The following is a 24,247-nucleotide window of genomic DNA, read 5'->3' as shown; positions in this document are numbered from 1 at the left end:
GAAGGGGCACGGGGCCGCACTGTGAGGGGCGCGGGGCTGTACCGACATGCGGCTCCGCCGCGCGGGCGCGAAGGGGGTCTGGGGCGGAGCCCCCAGGGAAGGGAAGGGAAGGGAAGGGAAGGGGCGGCGGGGGCGAAGAAAGAACTCGCGCACCCCCGGATCACTTCCAGCGCAGCAACGCCCCCAGCCCGCCGACCGGCGCGTCGTCACCCACCCCCGGCGCCGCGGCCACCGACAGCGCGGGCGCGTCCGTCGCGACCGCCGACCGGATCAGCGCGTCGTCCGCCCGCGCCGACCAGGAGTTCTGCTCACCGAGCACCTTCAGCTCCGTACGCCGCACCGCCAGCTGGTCCGGATCCTCACCGATCCACACCTCACGGTGCGCGTCGGCGGAGTCCGGCCGGATCAGCAGCTCGTCGATCCGGTGCTCGCGCGCGGCCTCGACCAGCGCCGGCACACCCTCCACGGCACTCGCGCGTCCCTCGTCGTCGGGACTGCGGGCGGCGAGGAACCGCTCCAGTTCCGCCGCGGCCCGGTCGTGGACGTGCTCCGCGCGGATCCGCTCCACGTCCTCGTCGAGCAGCCTGCTGCCGGCCCCGCGCGACGCCTCGACCACCAGGTCGTGCAGCCGCTGCGGCAGCCGTTCGCGCACGGAACGCTGCTCACGGTCGTCACCGACCAGGATCAGCAGATCGGCGCCCGTCTCCTCGTGGCAGACGGCGAGCGCGTCGGCGATCTCCGCGGCGTTGTGCTCCCAGGTGTTCTCCACCCGCAGCTGGAAGTGGCGCTCCGACCAGTCGACGGAACCGGTCCGGTGCAGCGGCCACTGCCGCCCGGTGACACCGCCGGCGTCGTCCCGGCCGAGCGCGCTGCGCAGTTCGAAGTCCGCGCCCCTGCGGTCGACGTACGCGACGATGCACACGGGGTCCTCGCCGGCCAGCTCCAGCAGCGGCGCGACCCGGGGCAGCGGCGCCCACTGGGCCCAGTCGCGCTGTGGGGACCGGGCCAGCGGCGGGTCGAGCACCACCTCGCCGTCCCGGGCGAACAGCGCGCGGCCGTGCGGTTCGGTGGAGTGCCGCAGATCCTCCAGCGCGCGGCGCACCGCCCGGCAGGTCGCCTCGTCCGCGCCCTGGCCGGCCAGCTCCCGGGCCATCGCCTGGGCCGTCAGCTGCCGTTCCTGAGGGGTGTGCTCCGTGTGCCGGGAGGTGTCGACGTAGACGGAGGCCCAGGGGCCGGGACGTTCGTAGAGTGGATGCAGGAAAGCGAGTTCCATGGCTCCCTCCCGGTTGCCGTTCGGGGTAGTGCCTGTACCGGTCGGGCGGGTACCCGGACCGCATGGACACACACGACGAGCGGGGCACCACGATGACCGGAGTCGAGCCTGACCGCCTGGACGACCAGCAGCTCATGAAGGAGCTGGAGACCATCCACCGCACGCGCCACGACACACTGCTGTACGGCTCCAACGACGCGCTGCGCGTCCACAACGAGCGGATGGCGCAGCTGGAGGGCGAGTACCTGCGCCGCAACCCGCGCCGCCCGGTGGCCGCGGGCCGCACACGCGAAGGTGCCCGGGAGCGGGGCGCCGCGGACACCACGACACCCACGACTCCGGGCACCTGATCCCGGGCCTCGGACCGCTTACGGGGGGCCTCCTCGGACCGCTTACGGGGCCTCCTCGGCCCCTTACGAGGTCTGCTCGGCCCCGAACACCTCGAGGTACGTCTGGCAGAAGGCCTTCAGATCGTCCGGCTTGCGGCTGGTGACCAGTTTGTTCGGTCCGTGGTCGCAGACCTTCACCTGCTCGTCGACCCAGGTGGCGCCGGCGTTGCGGAGGTCCGTCCGCAGGCTGGGCCAGCTGGTCAGCACCCGGCCCCGGACGACGTCGGCCTCGACGAGGGTCCAGGGGGCGTGACAGATCGCGGCGACCGGCCGGCCCTGTTCGAAGAAGTCCCGCACGAACGCGACGGCCTTGTCGTCCATGCGCAGGAAGTCCGGGTTGGCCACCCCGCCCGGCAGCACCAGCCCGCCGAAGGAGTCCGCCGACGTCTCGCCGACGACCTCCTGCACGGGGAAGGTGTCCGCCTTGTCGAGATGGTTGAACGCCTGGATCTTCCCGGGGCCCGTCGACACGAGCACGGCTTCGTGACCGGCGTCCACGGCCGCCTGCCACGGCTCGGTCAGCTCCACCTGCTCGACGCCCTCGGGCGCGGTCAGGAATGCGATTCGCATGATGGCACTACGTCCCTTCGTTCCGCTCGTTCAGTTCTTCCCGTCCGGTTCCGCGCGGCTGATGTCGGCCGGCGCCGAGCCGGGCTCCCGCGCCTCGGCCAGATCGCCGAGACTCACCAGCCCGACCGGCAGTCCGCCCTCGACCACCGGGATCCGGCGTATCGCGTGCTCCCGCATCAGGGCGACGGCCGAGGACACCGGATCGTCCGGGGCGAGCGTCAACGGGTCCGGCGTGCACACCGACCCCGCGCTCGTCCCGAGCGGATCCGCGCCCCGGGCGACCGCGCGGACCGTGATGTCGCGGTCGGTGAGCACGCCGACGACCCGCTGCCCGTCCGCCACCACCACGTCGCCGATGTTCTGGGTGCGCATCAGCCGCGCCGCCTCGACGATCGAGGCGTCCGGGCGTACGGCGACCACGCCCGGAGCCATCACGTCCTTGACGAACTCGGCCATGACCGAGGCCCTCCCTGTCGGTCCCGGCCGCCGGGGCACCGCGGACCGGCCGCGGTGCCCCGGACGGGCCGGTTACGCGGTCTCCGTCTCCCGGGACCGGGTCAGCGCCTCGGCCAGCTCCTGGACGCTGTTGTAGCGGGCCTGGCGCGGCAGCCGCTCCAACGCCTCGATGAGGACGTCGGGCGCGTACCGCCGGTCCAGGGCGCGCATCAGCTCGCGCGGGCCCGCGGGGAACGCCCCGCGGCCCAGGATCCTGGCCAGTTCCAGCCGCACCGACTCCAGTGACGTCGGGCCGCGGCCCGGTGTCACCGGGCCGCGCGCGACCTCGGGGTCGTCGTCGGCGAACGGCTCCGGGTCGTGCCACTCCTCGGTGCGGGTGGGGTGCCCGGACCGCAGCAGACCCTGCAGTTCGTGCTTCATCTCGTCGTCGCGGTGGACGTTGAGCCGGTCGCTGCCTCGCTGCATGTCTCCCTCCAGATCCTTCGGGGTGCGCACCGCGTACCCGGGGAGCGGAGGGCGACACGGGAGTTCGGGTGCCGGATCGTCGCGGGCCGGGGTTTGGCCGCCGGAGGGCGGGAGACCCGCATCCCGACGCCCCCCACGTGCCTCCCGGAAAGGACAGGCCATGGCGGTGCTCGCCGTGCTCATCCCGCCACTCATGCTCGGCGTGATCCTGATGCTGGGCCGCTACGAGGATTTCGTGCTCCCGCCCGCACCGCCCGAGGCCGATCCGCCCGAAACCCGGTTGGGGGGTTTGGGACGGTGAAGCGGGGGCAGGCGCACCCCCAGTGCTTCGGACAGGAGGCACGCCCGTGGAGGCGGTGTCGCGCCGCTCCGGGCGCACCTGTTCCCCGACCGGCGCGCTCGCCACGGTGACCGTCCGTCCCCCAGGTCTTGTCGTCGCATTCCCGTCCGCCCGGCGGCGTCCGGCACCCATTCCGCCACGAGGAGCCCGTCGAGGGCACTCCGGCGCCCTGCGATCGCAGGCCGCCGGACCCGCCCTTCGTGCGGGCGGCGGGAACGTGACGACAGGACCCGGCCCCCGAGGGAGCTGCGACGCACCATGCCGACCCGAGCGACCGCGAAACACCCGCACGACGACGCCCCCGACACCGCGGCCGCCTTCCACAGGCTCGCCGCACTGCCCCCGGGGCCGGAGCGGGACGCGCTCCGTGACGAGATCGTCGAGGCGTGGCTGCCCATGGCCGACCGCCTCGCCGGACGCTTCCGCAGCCGCGGCGAGAGCTTCGACGACCTGCGCCAGGTCGCCGCGCTCGGCCTGGTCAAGGCCGTCGACCGGTACGATCCCGAGCTCGGCAACGCGTTCGAGAGCTACGCCGTGCCGACCGTCACCGGCGAGATCAAACGGCACTTCCGCGACCACATGTGGACCCTGCACGTACCGCGTCGGGTCCAGGACCTGCGCAACCGCGTCCGGCACGCCTCCCAGGACCTGTCCCAGACCACCTCCGGCCGCCGGCCGACCGTGGCCGAGATCGCCGAGCACGCCGATCTGAGCGAGGAGGACGTCCGTACCGGACAGGAGGCGCTGGAGAGCTTCTCCGCGCTGTCCCTCGACGCCGAGCTGCCCGGCAGCGACGACGGCTACTCGCTCGGCGACGCACTCGGCGCGCCCGACCCGGCGCTGGACACCGTGGTCGACCGCGAGGCCGTCAAGGAACGGCTGGCCGCGCTGCCCGAGCGGGAGCGGGCCATCCTCTACATGAGGTTCTTCGGCGACATGACGCAGAGCAGCATCGCCGAGGAGCTGGGCATCTCGCAGATGCACGTCTCCCGCCTGATCAGCCGCTGCTGCGGCCGGGTACGGGAACAGGTCATGGGGGACGGGGAGGAGTAGCGCGGGTCCTTCACCCGCTCGGGTGCGCCCGGTCCCGCCAATGGTGTCCGGCGGCGAGCGGTACGGCGGAGATGGGGCTGTGATGGCTGTGGGGCGTGACCGGACGCCGTGCCCCCGCCGTCGCTCGAAGGAGCCCGCACCATGCGCCGCACCGCCCGTGCCCTGTCCCTCGCCGCCGCCGCCGGTGCCGCCCTCGCGGCGCTCGCACCGGCCGCGTCGGCGGGCACCGTTCTGGACGACCGGGCCTCCTGGGGCACCACCTCCCCCTCGCCCTGCCCGCGGCCGGAGGGGCACGCGTGGGAACCGGACGCCGCCCTCGGACCCGCCGGGCCCGAGGCGGTCGTACCGAGGAGCACGGCGCCGGACGAGCCCGAAGCGGAGTTCGACGCCGGACCGGACGCCGAGTTCGGCACCGATGCCGATGCCGGATCCGGTTTCGGGGCGGAGATTCCCGCTCCGCAGGAGAGCGGATCTGCCGGGTCCGAGGCGGTCGTACCGAGGAGCACGGTGCTGGACGAATCCGAAGCCGAGCTCGACGCCGGACCGGACGCCGAGTTCGGCACCGATGCCGACGCCGAGGCCGATGCCGGACCGGACGCCGAGTTCGATGCCGGGCTCGATGCCGAGTTCGGCACCGATGCCGACGCCGGACCCGGTTTCGGGGCGGAGATTCCCGCTCCCCAGGAGAGCGGACCCGCCGACCCGGAGGCCCTGAGGCCCAGGCCCACCGCGTCCAAGCCCCCCGAGCCCAAGCCCACCGGGTCGGAAGGCACCCCCTGCCCCACCGCCCCCGCGCACCAGGGCGTCCACGCCGGCGCGGGCGGTGCCTTCACCGACTCCGTGCCCGCGCTGGCCGCGGGCGGGCTGCTGATCGCGGGCGCGTTCGGCGCCGCCGCGCACCGCGTGTACCGCGCCCGCACCACCCGCGCGGACGGCTGACACCGGCCGCCCCCTCGTGTGAACGGCGCGATCCACCCGGCACCCATGGCACGCGGCACGCTGGGTACTGACTGGCTTGGGCCCGTCGTCAAGTCCCCGCCCGCCCGGCGACGCCCGGCACGCGCTCTCTCCATACGCGCACCGGACGCCGCCGGGCCCGCCCTCCGGGCGGACGGCGGGGATGTGACGACAGGCCCTGGAACACGAGCCGGCGCCGGGCACGGCGCCGGGGAACCGCGCGGAGGTAGGGATGCGGCGGACGGACCCGGAAGGCCACGGCCCCGTCCGGTTCGGGCCGGCGCTCCCCGAGGACGGGCTGCCCGTCCTGCCCGAGCTGTCCGCCGTACTCGCCGCCGCGGCCTCCCGCGCCGGCGCCGAACCGGTCGGCGGCGGGCCCGCCCTGCTGGACGCGGCCTGCGGCCACGGCGACCGACGCGGACTGCCCGCCGCCCCCGACCGGGTGGCCGTCGCCCCCGGCGCCCCCGCCCTGCTGGTGGCGCTGACCGCCGCCCTCGGCGGCGACGTCCTGGTGCCCCGGCCCTGCGCCGCCTGGTGGGCTCCCTACGCCCGCCTGCTCGGCCGCCCCGCCTTCCATGTGCCGGCCCCCGCCGAGAGCGGCGGCGTCCCCGACCCGTACGCCCTGCTGGAGACCGTGCGGCGGCTGCGGGCCGAGGGCGGCGACCCGCGCCTGCTGGTGCTCTCCGTCGCCGACGACCCCACCGCCGGCGTCACCCCGCCCGAGCTGCTGCACGAGACCCTGGAGGCCGCCGCCGGCGAGGGGCTGCACCTGGTCAGCGACGAGACCTGGCGCGACACCCTGCACGACCCGCACGACACCGTGCTGCTCAGCCCCGCCGAGATGCTGCCCGACCGGGTCACCGTCGTCACCGACCTGGCCGGCGCCCTGCTCCCGCCGGGCTGGCCGGCGGCGGTGGCCCGCTTCCCGGCCGGCGAGGACGGGAACGCGCTCCACGCGCGCGTGCTCGACGTGCTCACCGCGCTCGACGCGCGCGTCGCCTCCCCCGTCGCCGCCGCGGCGGTGTACGCGCTGTCCGAACCCGAACCGGTCACCGCGCGCGTCGCCGACACCGTACGCCTGCACGCGCGCGTGGCCGCCGCCGCGCACCACGCCGTCGTCGCCGCGGGCGCCCTCGCCCGGCCACCCCGCTGCGGCCGGCACCTGTACGTCGACCTCACCCCCCTGGCCCCCGCGCTCCACGCGCACGGCGTCGGTGACGCCCAGGAACTGGAGGACTTCCTCACCACCCGGCTCGGCATGCCCGCACCGGGCGGCCACCGCTTCGGCGACGACCTCGAAGCACCGCGCGTACGGCTGTCCACCGCCCCCCTGCTGGGTGACACCGCCGAACTGCGCGCGGAAGGCCTGGGTTCACCCGCGCCCCTGGAACTGCCGCAGGTGCGAAGCGCGTTGACCCGGCTGACAACGGTCTTCGACGAACTCCGCGACGGCGCCCGGCGACGGGAGTCCCCCCGATGACGCCGCACCCCGGAACGACCGTGAGGACGGCCACCCCCGGATCCTGATGTCACCGGATCCTGACGTCACCGGGACCGGCTCACCCCGCCGCCGTCCCCCGCATCCGCCGCCACAGACCCGGGGCCACACTGATCAGCACCGTCAGCACGACCGCCGCCAGCACGCCCTGCCACGGCTGGTCGAACAGCGAACCGCCGAGCACCCCGATCAGCTGGTACGTCGCCGCCCAGGCCAGACAGGCCGGCAGATTGCCCCGCACGAAGCGCCGCATCGGCCACTTCGCGACCAGACAGGCCAGCATCACCGGCAGCCGCCCGGCCGGGATCAGCCGGGACAGCACCAGCACCGCCACCCCGTGGCCGGCGAGCTTCCGCTGCGCCTGCGCCAGCCGGTCCTCCGGGGCGCGCTCCCGGATCGCCTCCAGCCAGCGGGAGCCGTTCTTCGACTTCATCCCGCGCCGCCCCAGCCAGTACAGCGCGATGTCCCCGAGGAACGCCGCCAGGGACGCCGTCACGAACACCAGCGCCATCGAGAACGGCGCCGCCCGGTGGAAGGCGACCACGGCCGCCGAACTGACCAGCGCGCCCGTCGGCACCACCGGCACCAGCGCGCCGATCAGCACCAGCAGGAACAGCGAGGGGTAGCCGACGGCCTGCTGGGTGAACCCGGGTGCCACGGCCGGTACGGAGGCCGACGCGGCCACCGACGACAGGGACGCGCCGGCCGCCCGGCCCAGGGCGGCGGGAAGGATCACCGCGCGACTTCCAGGCGCACGCGCTCCCCGTGCTCCAGCCGGTGCACCGACGCGCCGGGCGCGTGCCGGGCCGCCTGCCGCTCGAACTCGTGCCCCGGCGCGTGGAACTCGTGCGGGCGCACGGCGTCCATCCCGATCGGCCAGTACGTGCCGTAGTGCACCGGCACCGCGCTGGACGCCCCCAGCCGGGCCAGCGCCTCGGCCGCGCGCCCCGCGTCCAGATGGTGCTCGCCCAGGTACGGACCCCAGCCGCCCACCGGGAGCAGCGCCACGTCGACCGGCCCGACCTCCTTGGCCATCTCGTCGAACAGACCGGTGTCCCCGGCGAAGTACGTCCGCGCCTCGCCCTCCAGGACATAGCCGAGGGCGGGGGAGCGGTGCGGCCCGACCGGCAGTCGCCGCCCGTCGTGCCGCGCGGGCACGGCCCGTACGACCAGGCCGCCGACCCTCGCCACATCGCCGGGCGCCACCTCGCTCACGCACAGATGCGTGAGCCGGCGCAGCCCCGGCACCGCGCGTGGCGCGCCCCGGGGCACGAGCAGGCGCGTACCCGGGGCGAGCCGGGCCAGCGACGGTATGTGCAGATGGTCGGCGTGCAGATGGGAGACCAGGGCCACGTCCGCCTGCCGGGCCTCGGCCGGCGGCACCGCACCGCGCCGGCGCCGCAGATGCGCGAGCCGGCGGGCGAACAGGGGGTCGGTGAGCACACGGGTGTGCGAGTCCTCGACCGTGCAGGTGGCGTGACCCCACCAGGTGACCTCCACCGGCACCTCTTCCGCCCCCTTCGCGCGACTCCCCGAAGCCTACGCGCAGGAGTAGGGTCGGCGGCGAAAACCTGAGGTGAGGGGGACACCATGGGGCCGGTGCGGGTGACGGCGATCGCGAGTCTGACACCGCTGGAGGAGCTGGACGCCGATCCCTTCCTGGTGGACTCCCGCGGTCAGCACGCCATGTGCGCCCGCTGGGCCGCCGAGCACGGCTACGTGGTGGTCCGGGAACTCCTCGTACGGGGACTGCGGCCCGATCACGGCGCGCTGTGGGACGGAGTGCGGCCCGGGGCCGATCTGTTCGTGGCGCCCAGTCCGCGGGTACTGGAACGCGCGCTGTCCTCCGTGGAGGAGTTCAGGCAGGAGTGCGCGCGGCGCGGGGTGCGCGTGGAGACGGTCGGCCGCGCGGAACCGCCGTACGACGCGGAGATGAAGGCCCGCGTGCACCGGCGGCTGTCGCTGCCGACGGCCGGGTACGACGGCCGCTGAGCCGCGGACGGTCCGTACGACCGGGGACGAAACGTCCCGTCCGGCCGTTGTGACAGGGTGGAGACGGGCCAGGTCGGCCGGGACGTGAGGTGTGCGGGGCGTGGGTGGCGGGCGGTGGCGACGGGTCGCCAGTCAGATCGGGCGGAGTGTCGCGGTGTGGGCGGTCTCCACGCTCACCATGCTGCTGCTCGCGGGCATCCTGCCCGACTTCCGGCTGCGCTCGGCCGACGGTGACAGCGCCACCGACATCGCGGTCACCGCCGCCTTCGGCGCCGGCGCCTTCGGTCTGATGTCCGCCCTGGTCTGGCCGCTGCTGGTGCGTCTGCTGCTGCTCGTGCCGGCGCTCGTCCTGGGCCTGCTGGTGTTCTTCCTCAACGGCGCCCTGCTGTGGCTGGCGCTGCACGTCACACCGGTCGAGCGCGGCGCCGCCGCACCGGAGACGGCGGTCGTGGTCGCCGCCGTGATGTCCGCCGTCGCCTCCGCCACGGGCGCCGCCCTGGCCGTACGCGACGACGACGCCTACCGCCGCCGCCTCTACCGCCTCGCCGACCGCAGACGGGGCTCCGCCCCGCCCTGCCCGGCCACCCCCGGCACCGTGTTCCTGCAACTCGACGGAGTCGGCCACGACGTGCTGCTGGCCGCCGTCGACAAGGGACTCATGCCCACCGTCGCCCGCTGGCTCGGCACCGGCACCGGCGGCGACCGCCCCTCCCACCGCCTCACGCCCTGGCGCACCGACTGGTCCAGCCAGACCGGCGCCAGCCAGCTCGGCATCCTGCACGGCAGCAACCACGACGTGCCCGCCTTCCGCTGGTACGAGAAGGCCCGCCGCGAGGTCATGGTCTGCAACCGGCCCACCAGCGCCGCCGAACTCCAGGCCCGCGCCATCGAGTACTCCGGCCACGCGGGACTGCTCGCCACCGACGGCGCCAGCCGCGGCAACCTCTTCAGCGGCGGCGCCGACGAACAGGCCCTGGTGCTCTCCATCGCCACCCGCCGCCGCGGCCCGGCGGCCCGCTCCCGCGCGGGCTACTTCGCCTACTTCTCCGACCCCGCCAACGCCGTGCGCACCGCGCTGTCCTTCGTCGCCGAGGTGGGCCGGGAGATCGGCCAGTCCACCCGGGCCCGGTTCCGGGAGCAGCGCCCGCGCGTCTCGCGCGGCGGGCTCTACCCGTTCGTACGGGCCTTCGCGACCGTCGTCGAACGGGACGTCGTCGTCGCCGCCGTGACGGGCGACCTGCTGGCCGGCCGCACCGCCGTCTACGCCGACCTGGTCGCCTACGACGAGGTCGCCCACCACTCCGGGCCCACCAGCCGGGACACCGACAAGGTCCTCCAGCGCCTCGACCGCGCCCTCGCCCTGATCGAGAACGTCGCCGAGCACGCCCCCCGCCCCTACCGGATCGTCGTCCTCTCCGACCACGGGCAGAGCCCCGGCGAGACCTTCCGCTCCCGCTACGGCCTCCCCCTCGGCGACCTGGTGCGGGCCGGCTGCGGACTGCCCGTGCCGCGTCGCGCCCGGCGCACCCACAGCGGCGCCGAGGCCCGCGCGGCCGTCCGGGCGGCGCTGCGCCGCCCCGTCGAGGAGGGCACCGAGCACTACCGCCCCTCGCGTGGCTCCGAACCCGTCGTGCTCGCCTCCGGCAACCTGGGCCTGGTCTCCTTCCCGGACGTGCCGCACCGGATGACCAAGGAGGAGATCGACGCCCGCCACCCCGCGCTGCTTGCGACCCTCGCCAACCACCCCGGCATCGGCTTCCTCCTCGTCCGCAGCGAACGCCACGGCGGGGTCGTCCTCGGCGCGTACGGCGCGGAGATACCGCTGGACGAGCTGGACGACGACCCCGGCCCGCTGGCCGCGTTCGGCCCCGGCGCCGCCGACGTCGTGCGCCGCACCCACACCTTCCCGCACACCGCCGACATCATGGTCAACTCCTTCCACGACCCCGCCGACGGAGAGGTCCTCGCCTTCGAGGAGCAGATCGGCTCCCACGGCGGCCTCGGCGGCGCCCAGTCCCGCCCGTTCCTGCTGTCCCCGCTCACCCTGTCCGCACCGGTCCACGACGGAGCGGACCTCACCGGCGCCGAGCAGATCCACCGGGTGCTGCGCCGCTGGCTGACCGAGTCGGACGAGGCGGAATCGCCCGCGGTCCCGGACCAGGAGCGCGCGGCCTGAGCGAGCCGGCCCGGCACGGGTCTCCCGACGGGTTCCACCGCCGGGCCACCGGGTCGTCGAGACCCTCGCCCGCGCCCGGCGGGGCCGACCAGCCATCCGCCGGTGCCCTGGGACGCCCGGCTCGCCCGCTGGTTCGACGAGTTCGTGCCCCGCCCCGAACCGCTCCGGCCGTACGCGCGTCCCTCCCGGCGCCAGGCGTCCACCCCCGACATCCCCCGCGCGGGACGCCGTTTCCCGCCCGAGGAGATCGCCCGCCGCACCTTCGGCGTCGTCCTGGACACCTCCGGCTCCATGAACCGGGTCCTGCTCGGCAAGGCGCTCGGCGCCATCGCCTCCTGCGCCGGGGCCCGCGACGTACCGGCCGCCCGCGTGGTGTTCTGCGACGCGGCACCGCACGACGCGGGGTACGTACCGGTCACCGGGATCGCCATGGGGGCACCTCCCAGACCCTTCGGGCTCTGGGGGAGGGCGCGGGCGCGCGGCCGGGGCGGCACCGTCCCGCAGCCCGGCATCGACCTCCTCCAGCGCGCCGACGACTTCCCGCCCACCGCGCCGGTCCTCGTCATCACCGACGGCTGGTGCGACGTGCCGCGGGTCCGGCGCGAGCACGCCTACCTCATCCCGCGGGGCGCGCGACCGCCGTTCACCGCGAGGGGGCCCGTCTTCCGGGTGAGTTGAGCCGTGATGTGATCGGATGGGGGCGGGCACCCGGTGATCCGGGCGCCCGGACCGAGCACCGCCGGACACACGGCCGGACATTTTCGAAAGGATGCGTCATGGCAGCCACGCGCTCCGCACACACCGTTTGGGAAGGCAACCTGTTCAAGGGCAGCGGGGTCGTCGCCTTCGACTCCTCCGGCAGCATCGCCGAGCAGCCGGTCACCTGGGCGTCGCGGGCCGAGGAGGCGAACGGGAAGACCAGTCCCGAGGAGCTGATCGCCGCCGCGCACTCCAGCTGCTTCTCGATGGCCCTGTCCAACGGTCTCGACAAGGCCGGCACCCCGCCGACCAAGCTGACGACCTCCGCCGACGTCACCTTCGTGCCCGGTGAGGGCATCACCGGCATCCACCTCACCGTCGAGGGCACCGTCCCCGGCCTGGACGAGGCCGGGTTCGTCGCCGCCGCCGAGGACGCCAAGGTGAACTGCCCCGTCAGCCAGGCGCTGAAGGGCACGAACATCACCCTGACGGCGAAGCTCGCCTGACCCGCTCGCCGCGCCGCACCACCGCAGGCCGCTCCCTTCCGGGGCGGCCTGCGGCACGTCCCCTCCCGGAGCCGCACCACCATGACGCCACGTCCCGCCGTCTCCGCCCACCGGGGAGGCTCCGAGCGCGCCGCCCCGGCGACCCTCGAGGCGTACGAGGACGCGCTCGCGTCCGGCGCGGAGTACGCCGAGTTCGACGTACGGCGCACGGCGGACGGGGTCTTCGTCGTCCACCACGACCCCCGCGTACGCGGCACCGGCCCGCCGCTGTCCACGCTCACCCACGCCGAGCTGAACGACCGCGCCGGACACCCCGTGCCCGTCGTGGACGAGGTGATGGCGCTGGTCGCCGGGAAACTCGTCGCCCATCTGGACCTCAAGGAGACCGGCCACGAACGGGAGCTGATCGACCGCGCGGTCGCCCTGCTCGGCGAGGACGGACTCGTCGCCACCACCCTCGAGGACCGCTCCGTCGCCGCCCTCACCGCCGCCCGCCCGCGGGTGCGCACCGTGCTGTCCCTCGGCCGGGACGGCAAGGACATCGCCCGCGGCCGGCTGGTGCGGACCCGGATCGGCGAGCTGCTGCCCATGCGCCGCGTCCGCGCCTGCGGCGCCCACGGCGTCGCCGTGCACTGGCGCCTGGCCCGCGCCGGCGTGCTGCGCGAGGCGGCGCGCAACAGACTGTTCACCATGGTGTGGACGGTCAACGAGGACACGGCGCTGCGCGGCTTCCTCGGTGATCCGCGCGTGGACGTGCTGATCACCGACCGGCCCCGCCGTGCCGTGGCCCTGCGGGATCACTCCTCCCGTTGACCGTTGACAACCATCCGCTCAAACTATTGACAACGGGCCGCTCAAGTTTTGTGCTGGAAGTCCGGAGAGGTGCCCTGGCGGAAGGGGACAGCGATGGGACGTGCGGTCGGAATCGACCTGGGAACCACGAACTCGGTGGTGGCCGTGCTGGAGGGCGGTGAGCCCACCGTCATCGCCAACGCGGAGGGCGCCCGGACCACCCCCTCGGTGGTGGCCTTCGCCAAGAACGGCGAGGTGCTGGTCGGCGAGGTCGCCAAACGGCAGGCCGTGACGAACGTCGAACGCACCGCCCGCTCGGTCAAGCGGTACATGGGCGACGCGCACTGGCGGTTCCCCGAGCAGGGCTCCGTCGACGGCACCCGCTACACGGCGCAGGAACTGTCCGCCCGGGTGCTGCAGAAGCTGCGCCGGGACGCCGAGTCCTACCTCGGCGAGGACGTCACCGACGCGGTCATCACCGTACCGGCGTACTTCGACGACACCCAGCGGCAGGCCACCAAGGAGGCCGGGGAGATCGCCGGCCTGAAGGTGCTCAGGATCATCAACGAGCCCACGGCGGCGGCCCTCGCGTACGGCCTGGACAAGGAGAACGACCAGACCGTCCTCGTCTTCGACCTGGGCGGCGGCACCTTCGACGTCTCGCTGCTCGACATGGGCGAGGGCGTCATCGAGGTCAAGGCCACCAACGGCGACACCCACCTCGGCGGCGACGACTGGGACCAGCGCGTCGTGGAGTACCTCGCCAAACGCTTCAAGGGGCAGTACGGCGTCGACCTGGCGCAGGACAAGATGGCGGTGCAGCGGCTGCGGGAGGCCGCCGAGAAGGCGAAGATCGAACTGTCCTCCGCGTCGGAGACCACCGTCAACCTGCCCTACATCACCGCCTCCGCCGAAGGCCCCCTGCACCTCGACGAGAAGCTCACCCGCGCCCAGTTCCAGGAACTCACCGAGGACCTCCTGGAGCGCTGCAAGAAGCCCTTCCACCAGGCCGTCAAGGACGCCGGCGTGCAGCTCTCCGCGATCGACCACGTCATCCTGGTCGGCGGCTCCACCCGGATGCCCGCCGTCACCGACCTGGTCCGCGAACTCACCGGCAAGGAGCCGCACAAGGGCGTCAACCCCGACGAGGTCGTGGCCCTCGGCGCCGCCCTCCAGGCGGGTGTCCTGCGCGGCGACGTCAAGGACGTGCTCCTCCTCGACGTCACCCCGCTGTCCCTGGGCATCGAGACCAAGGGCGGCATCATGACCAGGCTGATCGAACGCAACACCACGATCCCCACCCGGCGTTCGGAGATCTTCACCACCGCCACCGACAACCAGCCCTCGGTCGGCATCCAGGTCTACCAGGGCGAACGCGAGATCGCCGCCTACAACAAGAAGCTCGGCGTCTTCGACCTCACCGGTCTGCCCCCGGCCCCGCGCGGCGTCCCGCAGATCGAGGTGGCCTTCGACATCGACGCCAACGGGATCATGCACGTCTCCGCCAAGGACCTCGCCACCGGACGCGAACAGAAGATGACCGTCACCGGCGGATCGGCCCTCCCCAAGGACGACATCGACCGCATGATGCGCGAGGCCGAGCAGTACGCCGAGGAGGACCACAACCGCCGCGAGGCCGCCGAGACCCGCAACCAGGCCGAACAACTCGTCTACCAGACCGAACGGTTCCTGCGGGACAACAGCGACAAGGTGCCCGGCGAGACCAGGTCCGAGGTCGAGTCGGCCGTCACGGAGGTGAAGCGGCTGCTGGAGCAGCAGTCCTCCGACACCGCCGGACTGCGCGCCGCCGTCGAGAAACTCGCCTCCGTCAGCCAGAAGATGGGCCAGGCGATGTACGCGCAGGCCCAGCAGACCCCCTCGGAGGGCACCGAGCAGCACACCTCGCCGCAGGACGACGACGGCGTCGTCGACGCGGAGATCGTCGACGACGACAAGGACACCGGCCGGCGGGAGAACGGCGCGGCCTGACCGCCGTACGGGTCAGGGCTTGCGGGCGACCCCCGCGTACACCGGCACGATGCCCTCCGCCTGCGCCGCCACGTCCTCCGCCTCCGGACGCCACCCGTGCACCGGGATCACCCCCGGGCCCAGCAGCTCGAGCCCGGTGAAGAAGCGGGAGAACGCGGCCAGCGAGCGCGGGTGGAAGGGCGTACCGCCGCGCCGGAAGTGCTCGGCGGCCTGCCCGACGGCCTCGGGGCTCAGATCGGGCGTGACCTGGGAGAGGATCAGGTAGCTGCCCGGCGCGAGCGCGGCCGTGTACCGCTCCAGCAGGCCGTACACGTCGTCGCCGTCCGGATCGTCGTCCAGGTAGTGGGTCAGTGCGACCAGCGACAGCGCCACGGGCCGGCCGAGGTCCAGCGACTCGGCGGCCCGGCGCAGCAGCGTGTCCGCGTCCCGCACATCGGCGTGCACGTACCGCGTGCTGCCCTCGGCGGTGCCGTGCAGCAGCGCCTCGGCGTGCCGCAGCACGATCGGGTCGTTGTCCGCGTACACCACGCGGGACTCCGCGGCGACGCCCTGCGCCACCTGGTGCAGATTGGGCTCCGTGGGGATGCCCGTGCCGATGTCCAGGAACTGGCGTGTCCCCGCCTCGGCGACGGTGCGCACGGCCCGGTGCATGAACCGGCGGTTGGCCCGCGCCCCGCGTAACACCGTGCCGTCCGCCGCGAGGATCCTCCGCGCCAGCTCCTCGTCGACCGGGTAGTTGTCCTTGCCGCCGAGCCACCAGTCGTAGACCCGGGCCGGATGCGGCCGGCTGGTGTCGATGCGGACGGGCGCGGTGTCGGATCCGGTCATGGGCGGTCTTCTCCTCGTGGGTCGAAAAGGTGCGAAGGCCTGCTCGGGCGCGCGGCTCAGTAGTGCTCGCGGCACTCCCGCAGCAGTTTCTCGGTGCGCTGTGTCGAGGCCGCCCGCGCCGTCATGTGGTCCAGGACCTCCAGATGCGCCGACACCTCCTTGCGGGAGTCCAGGTACAGGGCACCGGTCAGATACTCGGTGAACACCATGTCCGGCAGCTCCGGCTCGGCGAACCGGAACAGCGAGAACGGCGCGTACGTCCCCGGGTGCGGACCGTCCGCGAACTCGGCGATCTGCAACGTGATCCGGTCCCGCGCGGACCACTCCAGGAGCTTGTCGAGCTGGTCGCGCATCACCCGGCCGTCGACGCTCACCGGACGCCGCAGCACCGTCTCCTCCATCAGCACCCACAGGTGCGGCGGATCGGGGCGCTCCAGCAGCCGCTGGCGCTCCAGGCGCAGCGCCACGTGCCGCTCGACCACTTCGGGCCCGATGTTCCCGATCGTCCCGGCCTCCAGCACGGCACGCGCGTACCCCTCGGTCTGCAGCAGCCCCGGCACGAAGTGCGGCTCGTAGGAGCGGATGATACGGGCGGCGCCCTCCAGGCTCACGTACATGCTGAACCACTCGGGCAGCACGTCGCCGTACCGCTGCCACCAGCCCGGCCGGTTCGCCTCCTCGGCGAGCTCGACGAACGCGGCGGACTCGCCCTCGGGCACCCCGTAGGCGCTCAGCAGCAGCTGGACGTACGGGATCTTCAGCGCGACCTCGGCGGTCTCCATCCGCCGTACGGTCGCGGGCGCCACCCGCAGGATGCGGGCGGCCTCCTCCCGTGAGAGGCCCGCCGCCTCCCTCAGTTCCTGCAGCCGCCTTCCCAGAACCACCTGGCCCACGGTGGGTGCGGCCCGCCGCTCACTCACGCCACGCCTCCCCAACGCGCCCGGGCATGCGCTCAGTCTGTCATGTTCTTCCGACACTCTCACGAGTCGCAGGTGACCGCCCTGTTCCACTGGTCCTCAGGGCCTCGCCGCATGACCTGAGAGGTAATCGACCCGGCCCCGCCCGCACGGGATCGTGGACGCAACGGGTTCCGGGCCGGCGCACTCCGGCCCGGGACCCGGCAACCGACCCCGACGGAGGATGATGCGTCATGTCCGCGACCCAGCTCGCCGTGCTCGCCCGGACCGTGGAGCCGCAGCGGATGCTGCGCCGTTTCCTGGCCCTCGACGCCGTGGTGACCGGTGCCAACGCCGTCGCCTACCTCGCCCTCTCCGGGCCGCTCGGCCGGTTCCTCGGGGCCGGTTCCGGTCTGCTGCTGGGGCTCGGCGCGTTCCTCGCCGTGTACGCGGCCGGCGTGGGCCTGCTGGCCGCCCGCCCGCACCCGCCCGCCCCCGGCGTGCGGATCGTCGTCGAGGCCAACCTCGCCTGGACGGCGGTGAGTCTCGCCGCCCTCGCGCTGTGGCTCACCCCGACCGCGGCGGGCGCGGTGTGGACGGTCCTCCAGGCGCTCACCGTGGCGGGCTTCGCCCTGCTCCAGCACATGGCGCTGAGAGAGCGTCAGCTCAGCCACGTCTGAAGGTACTTGGCCGTCGCCGGGTCCGCCGGGAGCAGGGTCTCCACGGCCAGCTCGGCGACGGTCACGTCCATGGGCGTGTTGAACGTGGAGATCGACGACACGAACGACAGCGTCCGCCCCTCGTGCTCGATCACCATCGGCAGCGCGAAGTACGCCACCGGCTCGGCCGGTTCCGCCGGCCGGCCGGCGGGGTCCTCCGGTACGGGGAACGCCGCCACCTCGTCGTACAGCGCCCGCAGCCGCTCCGAGCGGTGCAGGGCGATGTGCCGCCGCATCTGCTCCAGCAGGTGCCCGCGCCACTCCCGCAGATTCCGGATCCGTGGCGCCAGCCCCTGCGGGTGCAGGGTGAGCCGCACCGCGTTCAGCGGCGGCGTCAGCAGCGCCTGGGGGACGCCGTCGAACAGCGCCATGACCCCCCGGTTGGCCGCCACGACGTCGTACATCGCGTCCACCACCAGCGCCGGATACGGCTCGAACCCGCTGATCAGCCGCTCGATGCCGTCGCGCACCACCTCCAGCGCGGGATCGTCCAGCGGGGTCTCCGGGTAGTGCGGCGCGTAACCGGCCGCCAGCAGCAGCGCGTTGCGCTCCCGCATCGGCACGTCCAGGTGCTCGGCCAGCCGCAGCACCATCTCCTCGCTGGGCCGGGAGCGGCCGGTCTCGATGAAGCTGATGTGCCGGGCGGAGGAATCGGCGCGCAGGGCCAGCTCCAGCTGGCTGACCCGCCGCTGCTCCCGCCAGGCGCGCAGCAGCGGGCCCACGCCCCCGGTGCGGGAAGCGGTACCGGACGTGACAGTGGTCATGCCAGGACGGTAATCGAGAAACGGCCGTACCGGGGAGCCGCCCGCTTCCGGCCAGGGCCCCGGGGGGTCTTCTGTGGCAGCCTGGGAGTCCTGCACGAGATCACGGGATCACGGGATCACGGGATCCGAACCGGCGAAGGAGCGCAGCCCATGCCCGTCGAACCGCTGTCGCAGGAGGAGACCGAGGACCGGCTGGCCGGACTGCCGGGCTGGTCGCTCGACGGCGACCGGCTCACCCGCTCCTACCGGCTCGGCTCGCACTTCGCGGCCACGGCGATGGTCGTCCACATCGCCCAGGTGCAGGAGGAGCTCGACCACCACTCCGACCTCACCCTCGGCTACGACACCGTGGCCCTGTCCGTGCACACCCACAGTGCGGGTGGCGCCGTCACCGAGAAGGATTTCGAGCTCGCCCGCAGGGTGGAGGACCTGGCCCCCGGCCACGGTGCACACTGAGGCGCGTGCTGGACTACGACGAGGAAGCGGAACGGTACGACGTCCTGCGCGGCGGGGAACCCCGCGCGGCGGCCGCCGCGGAGGCCGTGCTGAGCCTCGTACCGGAGCCGGCGCGGGAGCTGCTGGACGTGGCGTGCGGCACCGGCATCGTGACCCGGCGGCTGGCCGCCGCCCGCGCCGGGCTGCGGGTGACGGGTGCCGATCTCTCCCCGTCGATGACCCGGATGGCCGTCGCCCGTCTGCCGGGCGCGGTGGTCCGCGCCGACAGCCGCCGGCTGCCCTTCGGGGACGCCCGGTTCGACGCCGTGGCCAGTGTGTGGCTGCTGCACCTGATGCCGGGGCCCGAGGACGTACGGGCGGTCGTCGCCGAGTGCGCCCGCGTGCTGCGGCCCGGCGGGGTGTACGTCACCACCGTCCACAAGGGTGCCTCGCACAACGTCGGCAGCGACATCGACGCGGTCCTCGCCGCCCGCCCGCGCAGCCCGGTCCCCGATGCCCCCGACGCCGTCGACGCCTGCGCCGCGGCCCACGGTCTGCTGCCCGCGGGGGAGGCCCGCTTCCGGGGGCACGGGCAGGGCCGCAGCCCCCGCCGCACCATCGACGACCTGCGACGCGGCTGGTTCGTCACCCTGCCGCCGGGCGAACCGGTCGCCGAGGAGTTCGCCGCCCGGCTGGCCGAGCTCCCCGACCAGGACCGGCCCCGCCCCGACCCCGTGTTCACTCTCCGGGCGTACCGGAAGCGGAAGGACGGCAACCTGGGGCGCTCCGGCGGCGACTGAGGGGCGGAACCCATCCGTCCTCCCAGGAGGTCCGTCCCGTGACCCACCCCCACAGGCACCGCAGACGCCGTCTCGTCCTGCCCGCGGCACTCGCCGTGGCGGCGCTGACCGGCGCCGGTCTGACCGCGCTGTCGGAGGCGCCCGCCGAGGCCGCCACCGCACGGCAGGTCGAGAAGCTGGACCGCGGCGTCGTCAGCGTGTACACCGGCAGCGGCAACCTGGTCAGCTGGCGCTGGCTCGGCACCGACCCGGACGACGTCGCGTTCAACGTCTACCGGGCCGGCACCAAGGTCAACTCCAGCCCGATCACCGGATCCACCACCTACTTCCACTCCGGCGCGCCCTCGCACGCCGACTACACCGTCCGCGCGGTGGTGAACGGCACCGAGCAGGGCGACTCGGTCCACGCGATCCAGTTCCGCGCCGGCTACAAGGACGTACCGATCAGCGCTCCGTCCGGCGGCACCACCCCCGACGGCGTCTCGTACACCTACGAGGCCAACGACGCCTCCGTCGGCGACCTCGACGGTGACGGCGCCCTCGACATCGTGCTCAAGTGGCAGCCCACCAACGCCAAGGACAACTCCCAGTCCGGCTACACCGGCAACACCGTCGTCGACGGGATCAAGCTGGACGGCACCCGGCTGTGGCGCGTCGACCTGGGCCGCAACATCCGTTCCGGCGCCCACTACACGCAGTTCCAGGTGTACGACTACGACGGCGACGGCAAGGCCGAGGTCGCCATGAAGACCGCCGACGGCACGAAGGACGGCACCGGAGCGGTCATCGGCAGCTCCTCGGCCGATTACCGCAACTCCAGCGGGTACATCCTGTCCGGCCCCGAGTACCTGACGATGTTCAACGGGCAGACCGGCAAGGCGATGGGCACCGTCGACTACGTCCCGGCCCGCGGCACGGTCTCCTCCTGGGGCGACTCCTACGGCAACCGCGTCGACCGCTTCCTCGCCGGCACCGCGTACCTGGACGGCGCCCGCCCCTCCCTGATCATGGCCCGCGGCTACTACACGCGCACGGTGATCGCGGCCTGGGACTGGCGGGGCGGCCAGTTCACCCGCCGCTGGACCTTCGACACCAACTCCTCCAGCAACAGCGGCAAGGGGTACGACGGTCAGGGCTCCCACGCCCTCTCCGTCGGCGACGTCGACAACGACGGCCGGGACGAGATCGTCTACGGCGCGATGGCCGTCGACGACAACGGCAACGGCCTGTGGACCACCAGGACCGGCCACGGCGACGCCCAGCACCTCGGTGACCTCGACCCGTCGACGTCCGGCCTGGAGTACTACAAGGTCTCCGAGTCCACGAGCCAGCCCGCCGCGCTGTACATCAACCCCTCGAACGGCGCGGTCCGCTGGAAGCTCTCCGCCTGCTGCGACAACGGACGCGGAGTCGCGGGGGACATCTACTCGGGCAACTCCGGCCCGGAGATGTGGTCCTCCTCCGACGGCAGCATCCGTGACGAGGGCGGCGGCACCAAGGGCCGCAAGCCCTCCTCCACCAACTTCCTCTCCTGGTGGGACGGCGACCCGGTCCGCGAACTCCTCGACGGCACCCACATCGACAAGTACGGCACGTCCTCCGACACCCGCCTGCTGACCGGCTCGGGCGTCTCCTCGAACAACGGCACCAAGGCCACCCCGGTCCTGTCCGGTGACATCCTGGGCGACTGGCGCGAGGAGGTCGTCTGGCGCACCAGCGACAACAAGAACCTGCGCATCTACTCCACCCCCCACGACACGGACCGCCGCGTCACCACCCTCCTCCACGACACCCTGTACCGCACGTCCCTGGCCTGGCAGAACACCGCCTACAACCAGCCCCCGCACACCGGCTTCTTCATCGGCGCCGGCATGCCCACCCCGCCCAGGCCCTCGGTCTTCACCCCCTGAGCGGACCTCCTGAGCACGACCCCGGCCCGCCCGTACCGGTGTACGGGCGGGCCGGGGGCTTTCCACGTGTTCAGCGAACCGCGCAGGCCTGTCCGCCCAGTTCGAAGACGGTCGGTGCCGTGTTCGTCGCGGACCGGGTCGCCGTGAAGCCGAAGGCGACCGACGAGCCCGCCGCCACCGTGCCGTTCCAGTCGGTGTTGCGTACCGTCACCGACGGACCGGACTGGGTGGGTGACCCGTTCCAGAGCTGGGAGATCTTCTGGCCGTTGGCGAAGGACCAGTTCAGGGACCAGCCGTTCCAGGTGGCCGAGCCCGTGTTGGTGAGCTGGACGTCGGCCTGGAAGCCGTCGGTCCACTGGTTGGTGATCCTGTAGGTCACCGCGCAGGCGCCCGACGGATCGGGCTCCTCGGGCTCTTCCGGGTCCGTGCCGCCGCCGGTGTCCGAGGTGTCGCCGTAGACGACACCTCGGCCGTTGGTCGCCACGTAGACCCGGCCGTAGACCCGCGGGTCACCGGTGATGGCCGCGCCCGTCCAGCCCCACTGGTGGGCGTCGTCGTTGACCCGGGTCCAGGTCGCGCCCCGGTCCGTGGAGCGGAAGACGCCGCGTACACCGCCGATCTCCGCGCTGGTGAAGAGGGTCTGGTACGAGGCGCCCGGCGCCGCCTTGCCGAAGCCGACGGTGTCGGCCTCGTCGACGTTCGACAGCTTGGTGAAGGTCGCGCCCGAGTCCGTGGAGTGCCACAGGCCGTACGCCCCGTCGCTCGCCCCGCCGGCCAGCCACACGTCGCCCTTCACACCCGGGAGTGCCTTGAAGCGCACGCTGTCACCGGCCGGAAGCCCCGTCGCGGACGAGGCAGTGAACGTCGCGCCGCCGTCCGTACTGACGTAGAACTTCCCGGACTTGAACCCGTAGAACGTCTTCGGGTCCACCCGGTCGGATTCCACGACCGCCCCCGCCGGGATGCCGCTCGACGCCGACCAGGACGTGCCGAACCCGGTCGCGTGATGCACGCCCGCGCCCTGCGGGCTCCACACGAACCGGCTGCCGTCGGCCGCCGCCGCGACCGTCCCGCCTCCGCTCACGCCCGAAGGGTCCGTTCCCGCGAACCAGTTGGCGCCGTTGTCGGTCGAGAACGCGATGTGCGGCCCGGAGTCCAGGTTGCCGGCCCGTACCACCGTGTTCGGGTCGGACTCGGCGAAGTCGAGACTGGTCGTCGAGGTGAAGTTCGGCTGGGTGAACATCATCGACGGCACCTTGGTCAGGTCCGTGTGCCGGAAGCCGCCGATGTCACCGAGCGCGCTGATCAGCGGGGCGCCCGACGGGGGAGAGATCAGGTCGTTGACGGCCGTCTCCTCCAGGCCCCGCACCATCGGGGTGATGGTGAACGACGTGTCGTCGTCCCAGTTCGTCAGGTTCTGGGTGCCGTAGACCGTCGCACCCGTCCCGTACATCATCCGGTCGGAGTCGAACGGGTCGATCTCCAGCGCCTCCGTCATCCAGCCCAGCTTCGGCGTCTGTTCCGGCGGCGACGGGTTCGCGCCCCAGGTCAGCCAGGGGGAGGACGAGACGTCCATCGTGTAGCGGTTCTCGCGGTCGGGGTACGACGTGTAGCTCCACGCCTGCGTCCAGGTGCCGCCGCTGTCCGTCGAGCGGAAGATCTGCGTGTCCGGCCACCAGGAGCTGTACGCCGTCGCCATCACCGTGCCCGGGTTCTGCCGGTCCACGGTCAGGCCGCTGAAGCCGTAGTAGGTGTCGGCCTCCGCCACCGGGCTGATGTCCGTCCAGGTGCCGGTCGCCGTCGCGTACCGGTACAGCCGGCCCTTGCCGCCGTCGTACGGGCCGCCCGTGTCGCTGTACGCGAGGTACAGATAGCCGTTCTCGGCGTCCAGGACACCCTTGTGCGCCAGGTGTCCGGTGGGCTGCCCGGCGATCCGCTGCCAGGTCGCGCCCGCGTCCGTCGACCGGTAGACCGCGTTCTCCTTGTCGGCGACCCCGACGTAGACCGTCTTCGTCGCCGACCCCGCGCTGCCCGTCGACTCGTCGAAGGTGACCCAGGTGATGCCCTGGTTGTCGGACGCGTACCCGGAGGTGTCACTCGGATCCTGCGCGTAGTTCCCCGGGTTGGGGAACGCCGTCACCTCCGACCAGGTGGCGCCCGCGTCGGTCGACCGCCAGAGCCCGTGGCCGCTGGGCGCGCCCAGGTACAGCACGTCGTTGTCATGGGGGTCGACCGCCAGCCGTTCCCCCATGCCCCGCCCCGGCATGTTCCCGCCCAGCTTGAACGGCAGATCGGCCTTCTTCCAGCTCGCGCCCCGGTCGGTGGAGCGCAGCACGGCGCCGTTCGTCGGGTCCCAGTCGTTGGTGTACGTGCCGACCGCCGCGTACACCCGGTCGGGGTCGGCGGAGTCGGAGGCGAGGCTCACCACGCCGGTGTGCCCCCAGTCGTCCCAGCCGACCGAGTCGAGCAGCGGGGTCCAGGTCTTCGTGGACTCCTGCCAGCGGTAGGCGCCGCCGATGTCGGTACGGGCGTAGGCCAGGTCCTTCTCACTGCGGTTGAAGACGATGCCGGGCACGAAGCCGCCGCCGTCGATGCGCGCGTTCTTCCAGGTGTAGGTGTCGGCGGCGAGCGTGGTGGCCGGATCGGGGGCGCCGGCGGCCAGGGCGGGCGGGCCGCCCGCGAGCAGACCGGCCGCCAGCGCGAGCACGGTCGTGAGGACACGGGTTCTTCGCACGGGGGT

The 24,247-nt window shown here is 73.3% G+C and carries 24 protein-coding genes and 1 pseudogene; 15 read left to right on the top strand and 10 right to left on the bottom strand.

All coding sequences use genetic code 11. The annotated features are described in order from the left end of the window. Positions 1-160: 160 nt before the first annotated feature. Complete coding sequence (locus tag ACIA6T_RS17360; protein WP_399447330.1) at positions 161-1,273, bottom strand: Vms1/Ankzf1 family peptidyl-tRNA hydrolase; 1,113 nt, start codon at positions 1,271-1,273, stop codon at positions 161-163. A gap of 62 nt (positions 1,274-1,335) precedes the next feature. Between ACIA6T_RS17360 and ACIA6T_RS17355 the strand changes: the two genes are divergently transcribed. Beyond that, a complete protein-coding gene (locus ACIA6T_RS17355; RefSeq protein ID WP_344558225.1) occupies positions 1,336-1,623 on the top strand; it encodes a DUF6158 family protein in 288 nt (95 codons plus the stop codon). A 63-nt stretch (positions 1,624-1,686) separates the two neighbouring features. Here the strand turns inward: ACIA6T_RS17355 and ACIA6T_RS17350 are convergent, their stop codons facing one another. From ACIA6T_RS17350 to ACIA6T_RS17340, 3 genes are all read right to left on the bottom strand, one after another. Then, a complete protein-coding gene (locus ACIA6T_RS17350; protein ID WP_399447329.1) occupies positions 1,687-2,232 on the bottom strand; it encodes a type 1 glutamine amidotransferase domain-containing protein in 546 nt (181 codons plus the stop codon). A 30-nt stretch (positions 2,233-2,262) separates the two neighbouring features. Next, a complete protein-coding gene (locus ACIA6T_RS17345) occupies positions 2,263-2,688 on the bottom strand; it encodes a CBS domain-containing protein (protein ID WP_399447328.1) in 426 nt (141 codons plus the stop codon). A gap of 72 nt (positions 2,689-2,760) precedes the next feature. After that, complete coding sequence (locus ACIA6T_RS17340) at positions 2,761-3,153, bottom strand: DUF2795 domain-containing protein (protein WP_399447327.1); 393 nt, start codon at positions 3,151-3,153, stop codon at positions 2,761-2,763. A gap of 160 nt (positions 3,154-3,313) precedes the next feature. Here ACIA6T_RS17340 and ACIA6T_RS17335 point away from each other — a divergent pair, with 160 nt between their 5' ends. From ACIA6T_RS17335 to ACIA6T_RS17320, 4 genes are all read left to right on the top strand, one after another. Then, on the top strand, positions 3,314-3,454 hold the full coding sequence (locus ACIA6T_RS17335) for a hypothetical protein (RefSeq protein ID WP_399447326.1): 141 nt from the start codon (positions 3,314-3,316) through the stop codon (positions 3,452-3,454). A 297-nt stretch (positions 3,455-3,751) separates the two neighbouring features. Continuing rightward, positions 3,752-4,546: an RNA polymerase sigma factor SigF gene (locus ACIA6T_RS17330; RefSeq protein WP_399447325.1), complete on the top strand. Its 795-nt coding sequence runs from the start codon at positions 3,752-3,754 to the stop codon at positions 4,544-4,546. A gap of 141 nt (positions 4,547-4,687) precedes the next feature. Next, the gene (locus tag ACIA6T_RS17325) at positions 4,688-5,485 is read left to right on the top strand and encodes a hypothetical protein (RefSeq protein ID WP_399447324.1); all 798 of its coding nucleotides are present in this window, start codon (positions 4,688-4,690) and stop codon (positions 5,483-5,485) included. A gap of 250 nt (positions 5,486-5,735) precedes the next feature. Further along, entirely contained in the window at positions 5,736-6,983 is a 1,248-nt protein-coding gene (locus ACIA6T_RS17320) for an aminotransferase class I/II-fold pyridoxal phosphate-dependent enzyme (protein WP_399447323.1), read from the top strand. 79 nt (positions 6,984-7,062) lie between these two features. Here ACIA6T_RS17320 and ACIA6T_RS17315 read toward each other — a convergent pair whose 3' ends face one another. Both ACIA6T_RS17315 and ACIA6T_RS17310 read right to left on the bottom strand, forming a co-directional pair. After that, on the bottom strand, positions 7,063-7,686 hold the full coding sequence (locus ACIA6T_RS17315) for a DedA family protein (RefSeq protein ID WP_399447479.1): 624 nt from the start codon (positions 7,684-7,686) through the stop codon (positions 7,063-7,065). 47 nt (positions 7,687-7,733) lie between these two features. After that, entirely contained in the window at positions 7,734-8,507 is a 774-nt protein-coding gene (locus tag ACIA6T_RS17310; protein WP_399447322.1) for an MBL fold metallo-hydrolase, read from the bottom strand. Between the two features lie 84 nt (positions 8,508-8,591). Here ACIA6T_RS17310 and ACIA6T_RS17305 point away from each other — a divergent pair, with 84 nt between their 5' ends. The 6 genes and pseudogenes from ACIA6T_RS17305 to dnaK all read left to right on the top strand — a co-directional run bounded on the left by ACIA6T_RS17305 (position 8,592) and on the right by dnaK (position 15,155). Continuing rightward, entirely contained in the window at positions 8,592-8,993 is a 402-nt protein-coding gene (locus ACIA6T_RS17305; protein ID WP_399447321.1) for a hypothetical protein, read from the top strand. Positions 8,994-9,084: 91 nt separating this feature from the next. Continuing rightward, a complete protein-coding gene (locus ACIA6T_RS17300; RefSeq protein WP_399447320.1) occupies positions 9,085-11,169 on the top strand; it encodes a phage holin family protein in 2,085 nt (694 codons plus the stop codon). Positions 11,170-11,259: 90 nt separating this feature from the next. Further along, positions 11,260-11,847: pseudogene (locus ACIA6T_RS17295) on the top strand (hypothetical protein); the annotation flags it as partial. Between the two features lie 98 nt (positions 11,848-11,945). Next, complete coding sequence (locus ACIA6T_RS17290) at positions 11,946-12,374, top strand: OsmC family protein (RefSeq protein WP_399447319.1); 429 nt, start codon at positions 11,946-11,948, stop codon at positions 12,372-12,374. 81 nt (positions 12,375-12,455) lie between these two features. Then, complete coding sequence (locus ACIA6T_RS17285; RefSeq protein ID WP_399447318.1) at positions 12,456-13,187, top strand: glycerophosphodiester phosphodiesterase family protein; 732 nt, start codon at positions 12,456-12,458, stop codon at positions 13,185-13,187. 93 nt (positions 13,188-13,280) lie between these two features. Next, complete coding sequence (gene dnaK / locus ACIA6T_RS17280; protein WP_399447317.1) at positions 13,281-15,155, top strand: molecular chaperone DnaK; 1,875 nt, start codon at positions 13,281-13,283, stop codon at positions 15,153-15,155. A 12-nt stretch (positions 15,156-15,167) separates the two neighbouring features. Here the strand turns inward: dnaK and ACIA6T_RS17275 are convergent, their stop codons facing one another. Both ACIA6T_RS17275 and ACIA6T_RS17270 read right to left on the bottom strand, forming a co-directional pair. Further along, entirely contained in the window at positions 15,168-15,983 is an 816-nt protein-coding gene (locus ACIA6T_RS17275; protein ID WP_399447316.1) for an SAM-dependent methyltransferase, read from the bottom strand. 56 nt (positions 15,984-16,039) lie between these two features. After that, entirely contained in the window at positions 16,040-16,903 is an 864-nt protein-coding gene (locus ACIA6T_RS17270; protein ID WP_399447315.1) for a helix-turn-helix domain-containing protein, read from the bottom strand. 230 nt (positions 16,904-17,133) lie between these two features. Between ACIA6T_RS17270 and ACIA6T_RS17265 the strand changes: the two genes are divergently transcribed. Next, positions 17,134-17,559, top strand: a complete 426-nt coding sequence (locus tag ACIA6T_RS17265; protein ID WP_399447314.1) for a hypothetical protein — start codon at positions 17,134-17,136, stop codon at positions 17,557-17,559. On the opposite strand, the gene ACIA6T_RS17260 is transcribed toward ACIA6T_RS17265, so the two are convergent. After that, positions 17,541-18,362 carry a helix-turn-helix domain-containing protein gene (locus ACIA6T_RS17260; protein ID WP_399447313.1) on the bottom strand — a complete coding sequence of 274 codons (822 nt, stop codon included), beginning with the start codon at positions 18,360-18,362 and terminating at the stop codon, positions 17,541-17,543. The two genes, ACIA6T_RS17265 and ACIA6T_RS17260, sit on opposite strands and share 19 nt — an antisense overlap. 150 nt (positions 18,363-18,512) lie before the next feature. Between ACIA6T_RS17260 and ACIA6T_RS17255 the strand changes: the two genes are divergently transcribed. From ACIA6T_RS17255 to ACIA6T_RS17245, 3 genes are read left to right on the top strand one after another with little or no spacing between them, the layout of a single operon-like run. Beyond that, positions 18,513-18,818, top strand: coding sequence for a 4a-hydroxytetrahydrobiopterin dehydratase (locus tag ACIA6T_RS17255; protein ID WP_399447312.1), 306 nt, complete (start codon positions 18,513-18,515; stop codon positions 18,816-18,818). Positions 18,819-18,823: 5 nt separating this feature from the next. Further along, positions 18,824-19,597 (top strand): class I SAM-dependent methyltransferase, encoded by a 774-nt coding sequence (locus tag ACIA6T_RS17250; RefSeq protein ID WP_399447311.1) that lies wholly within the window; start codon positions 18,824-18,826, stop codon positions 19,595-19,597. A 38-nt stretch (positions 19,598-19,635) separates the two neighbouring features. Next, a complete protein-coding gene (locus ACIA6T_RS17245) occupies positions 19,636-21,507 on the top strand; it encodes a rhamnogalacturonan lyase (protein ID WP_399447310.1) in 1,872 nt (623 codons plus the stop codon). Between the two features lie 70 nt (positions 21,508-21,577). Here the strand turns inward: ACIA6T_RS17245 and ACIA6T_RS17240 are convergent, their stop codons facing one another. Continuing rightward, positions 21,578-24,241, bottom strand: a complete 2,664-nt coding sequence (locus ACIA6T_RS17240) for a cellulose binding domain-containing protein (protein WP_399447309.1) — start codon at positions 24,239-24,241, stop codon at positions 21,578-21,580. Positions 24,242-24,247: the final 6 nt, after the last annotated feature.

The organism is Streptomyces sp. NPDC051740 (assembly GCF_044453165.1).
GTDB lineage: Bacteria > Actinomycetota > Actinomycetes > Streptomycetales > Streptomycetaceae > Streptomyces > Streptomyces atrovirens.
This window is presented reverse-complemented; position numbering and strand designations above follow the sequence as displayed.

Excerpts from the sequence above, each read along its gene's own strand:
- ACIA6T_RS17265 (WP_399447314.1), top strand. The coding sequence starts at position 17,134 with ATGTCCGCGACCCAGCTCGCCGTGCTCGCCCGGACCGTGGAGCCGCAG.
- ACIA6T_RS17275 (WP_399447316.1), bottom strand. The coding sequence starts at position 15,983 with ATGACCGGATCCGACACCGCGCCCGTCCGCATCGACACCAGCCGGCCG.
- ACIA6T_RS17260 (WP_399447313.1), bottom strand. The coding sequence starts at position 18,362 with ATGACCACTGTCACGTCCGGTACCGCTTCCCGCACCGGGGGCGTGGGC.
- ACIA6T_RS17360 (WP_399447330.1), bottom strand. The coding sequence starts at position 1,273 with ATGGAACTCGCTTTCCTGCATCCACTCTACGAACGTCCCGGCCCCTGG.
- ACIA6T_RS17285 (WP_399447318.1), top strand. The coding sequence starts at position 12,456 with ATGACGCCACGTCCCGCCGTCTCCGCCCACCGGGGAGGCTCCGAGCGC.
- ACIA6T_RS17305 (WP_399447321.1), top strand. The coding sequence starts at position 8,592 with ATGGGGCCGGTGCGGGTGACGGCGATCGCGAGTCTGACACCGCTGGAG.
- ACIA6T_RS17255 (WP_399447312.1), top strand. The coding sequence starts at position 18,513 with ATGCCCGTCGAACCGCTGTCGCAGGAGGAGACCGAGGACCGGCTGGCC.
- ACIA6T_RS17320 (WP_399447323.1), top strand. The coding sequence starts at position 5,736 with ATGCGGCGGACGGACCCGGAAGGCCACGGCCCCGTCCGGTTCGGGCCG.
- ACIA6T_RS17350 (WP_399447329.1), bottom strand. The coding sequence starts at position 2,232 with ATGCGAATCGCATTCCTGACCGCGCCCGAGGGCGTCGAGCAGGTGGAG.
- ACIA6T_RS17325 (WP_399447324.1), top strand. The coding sequence starts at position 4,688 with ATGCGCCGCACCGCCCGTGCCCTGTCCCTCGCCGCCGCCGCCGGTGCC.
- ACIA6T_RS17340 (WP_399447327.1), bottom strand. The coding sequence starts at position 3,153 with ATGCAGCGAGGCAGCGACCGGCTCAACGTCCACCGCGACGACGAGATG.
- dnaK (WP_399447317.1), top strand. The coding sequence starts at position 13,281 with ATGGGACGTGCGGTCGGAATCGACCTGGGAACCACGAACTCGGTGGTG.
- ACIA6T_RS17330 (WP_399447325.1), top strand. The coding sequence starts at position 3,752 with ATGCCGACCCGAGCGACCGCGAAACACCCGCACGACGACGCCCCCGAC.
- ACIA6T_RS17355 (WP_344558225.1), top strand. The coding sequence starts at position 1,336 with ATGGACACACACGACGAGCGGGGCACCACGATGACCGGAGTCGAGCCT.
- ACIA6T_RS17335 (WP_399447326.1), top strand. The coding sequence starts at position 3,314 with ATGGCGGTGCTCGCCGTGCTCATCCCGCCACTCATGCTCGGCGTGATC.
- ACIA6T_RS17290 (WP_399447319.1), top strand. The coding sequence starts at position 11,946 with ATGGCAGCCACGCGCTCCGCACACACCGTTTGGGAAGGCAACCTGTTC.
- ACIA6T_RS17345 (WP_399447328.1), bottom strand. The coding sequence starts at position 2,688 with ATGGCCGAGTTCGTCAAGGACGTGATGGCTCCGGGCGTGGTCGCCGTA.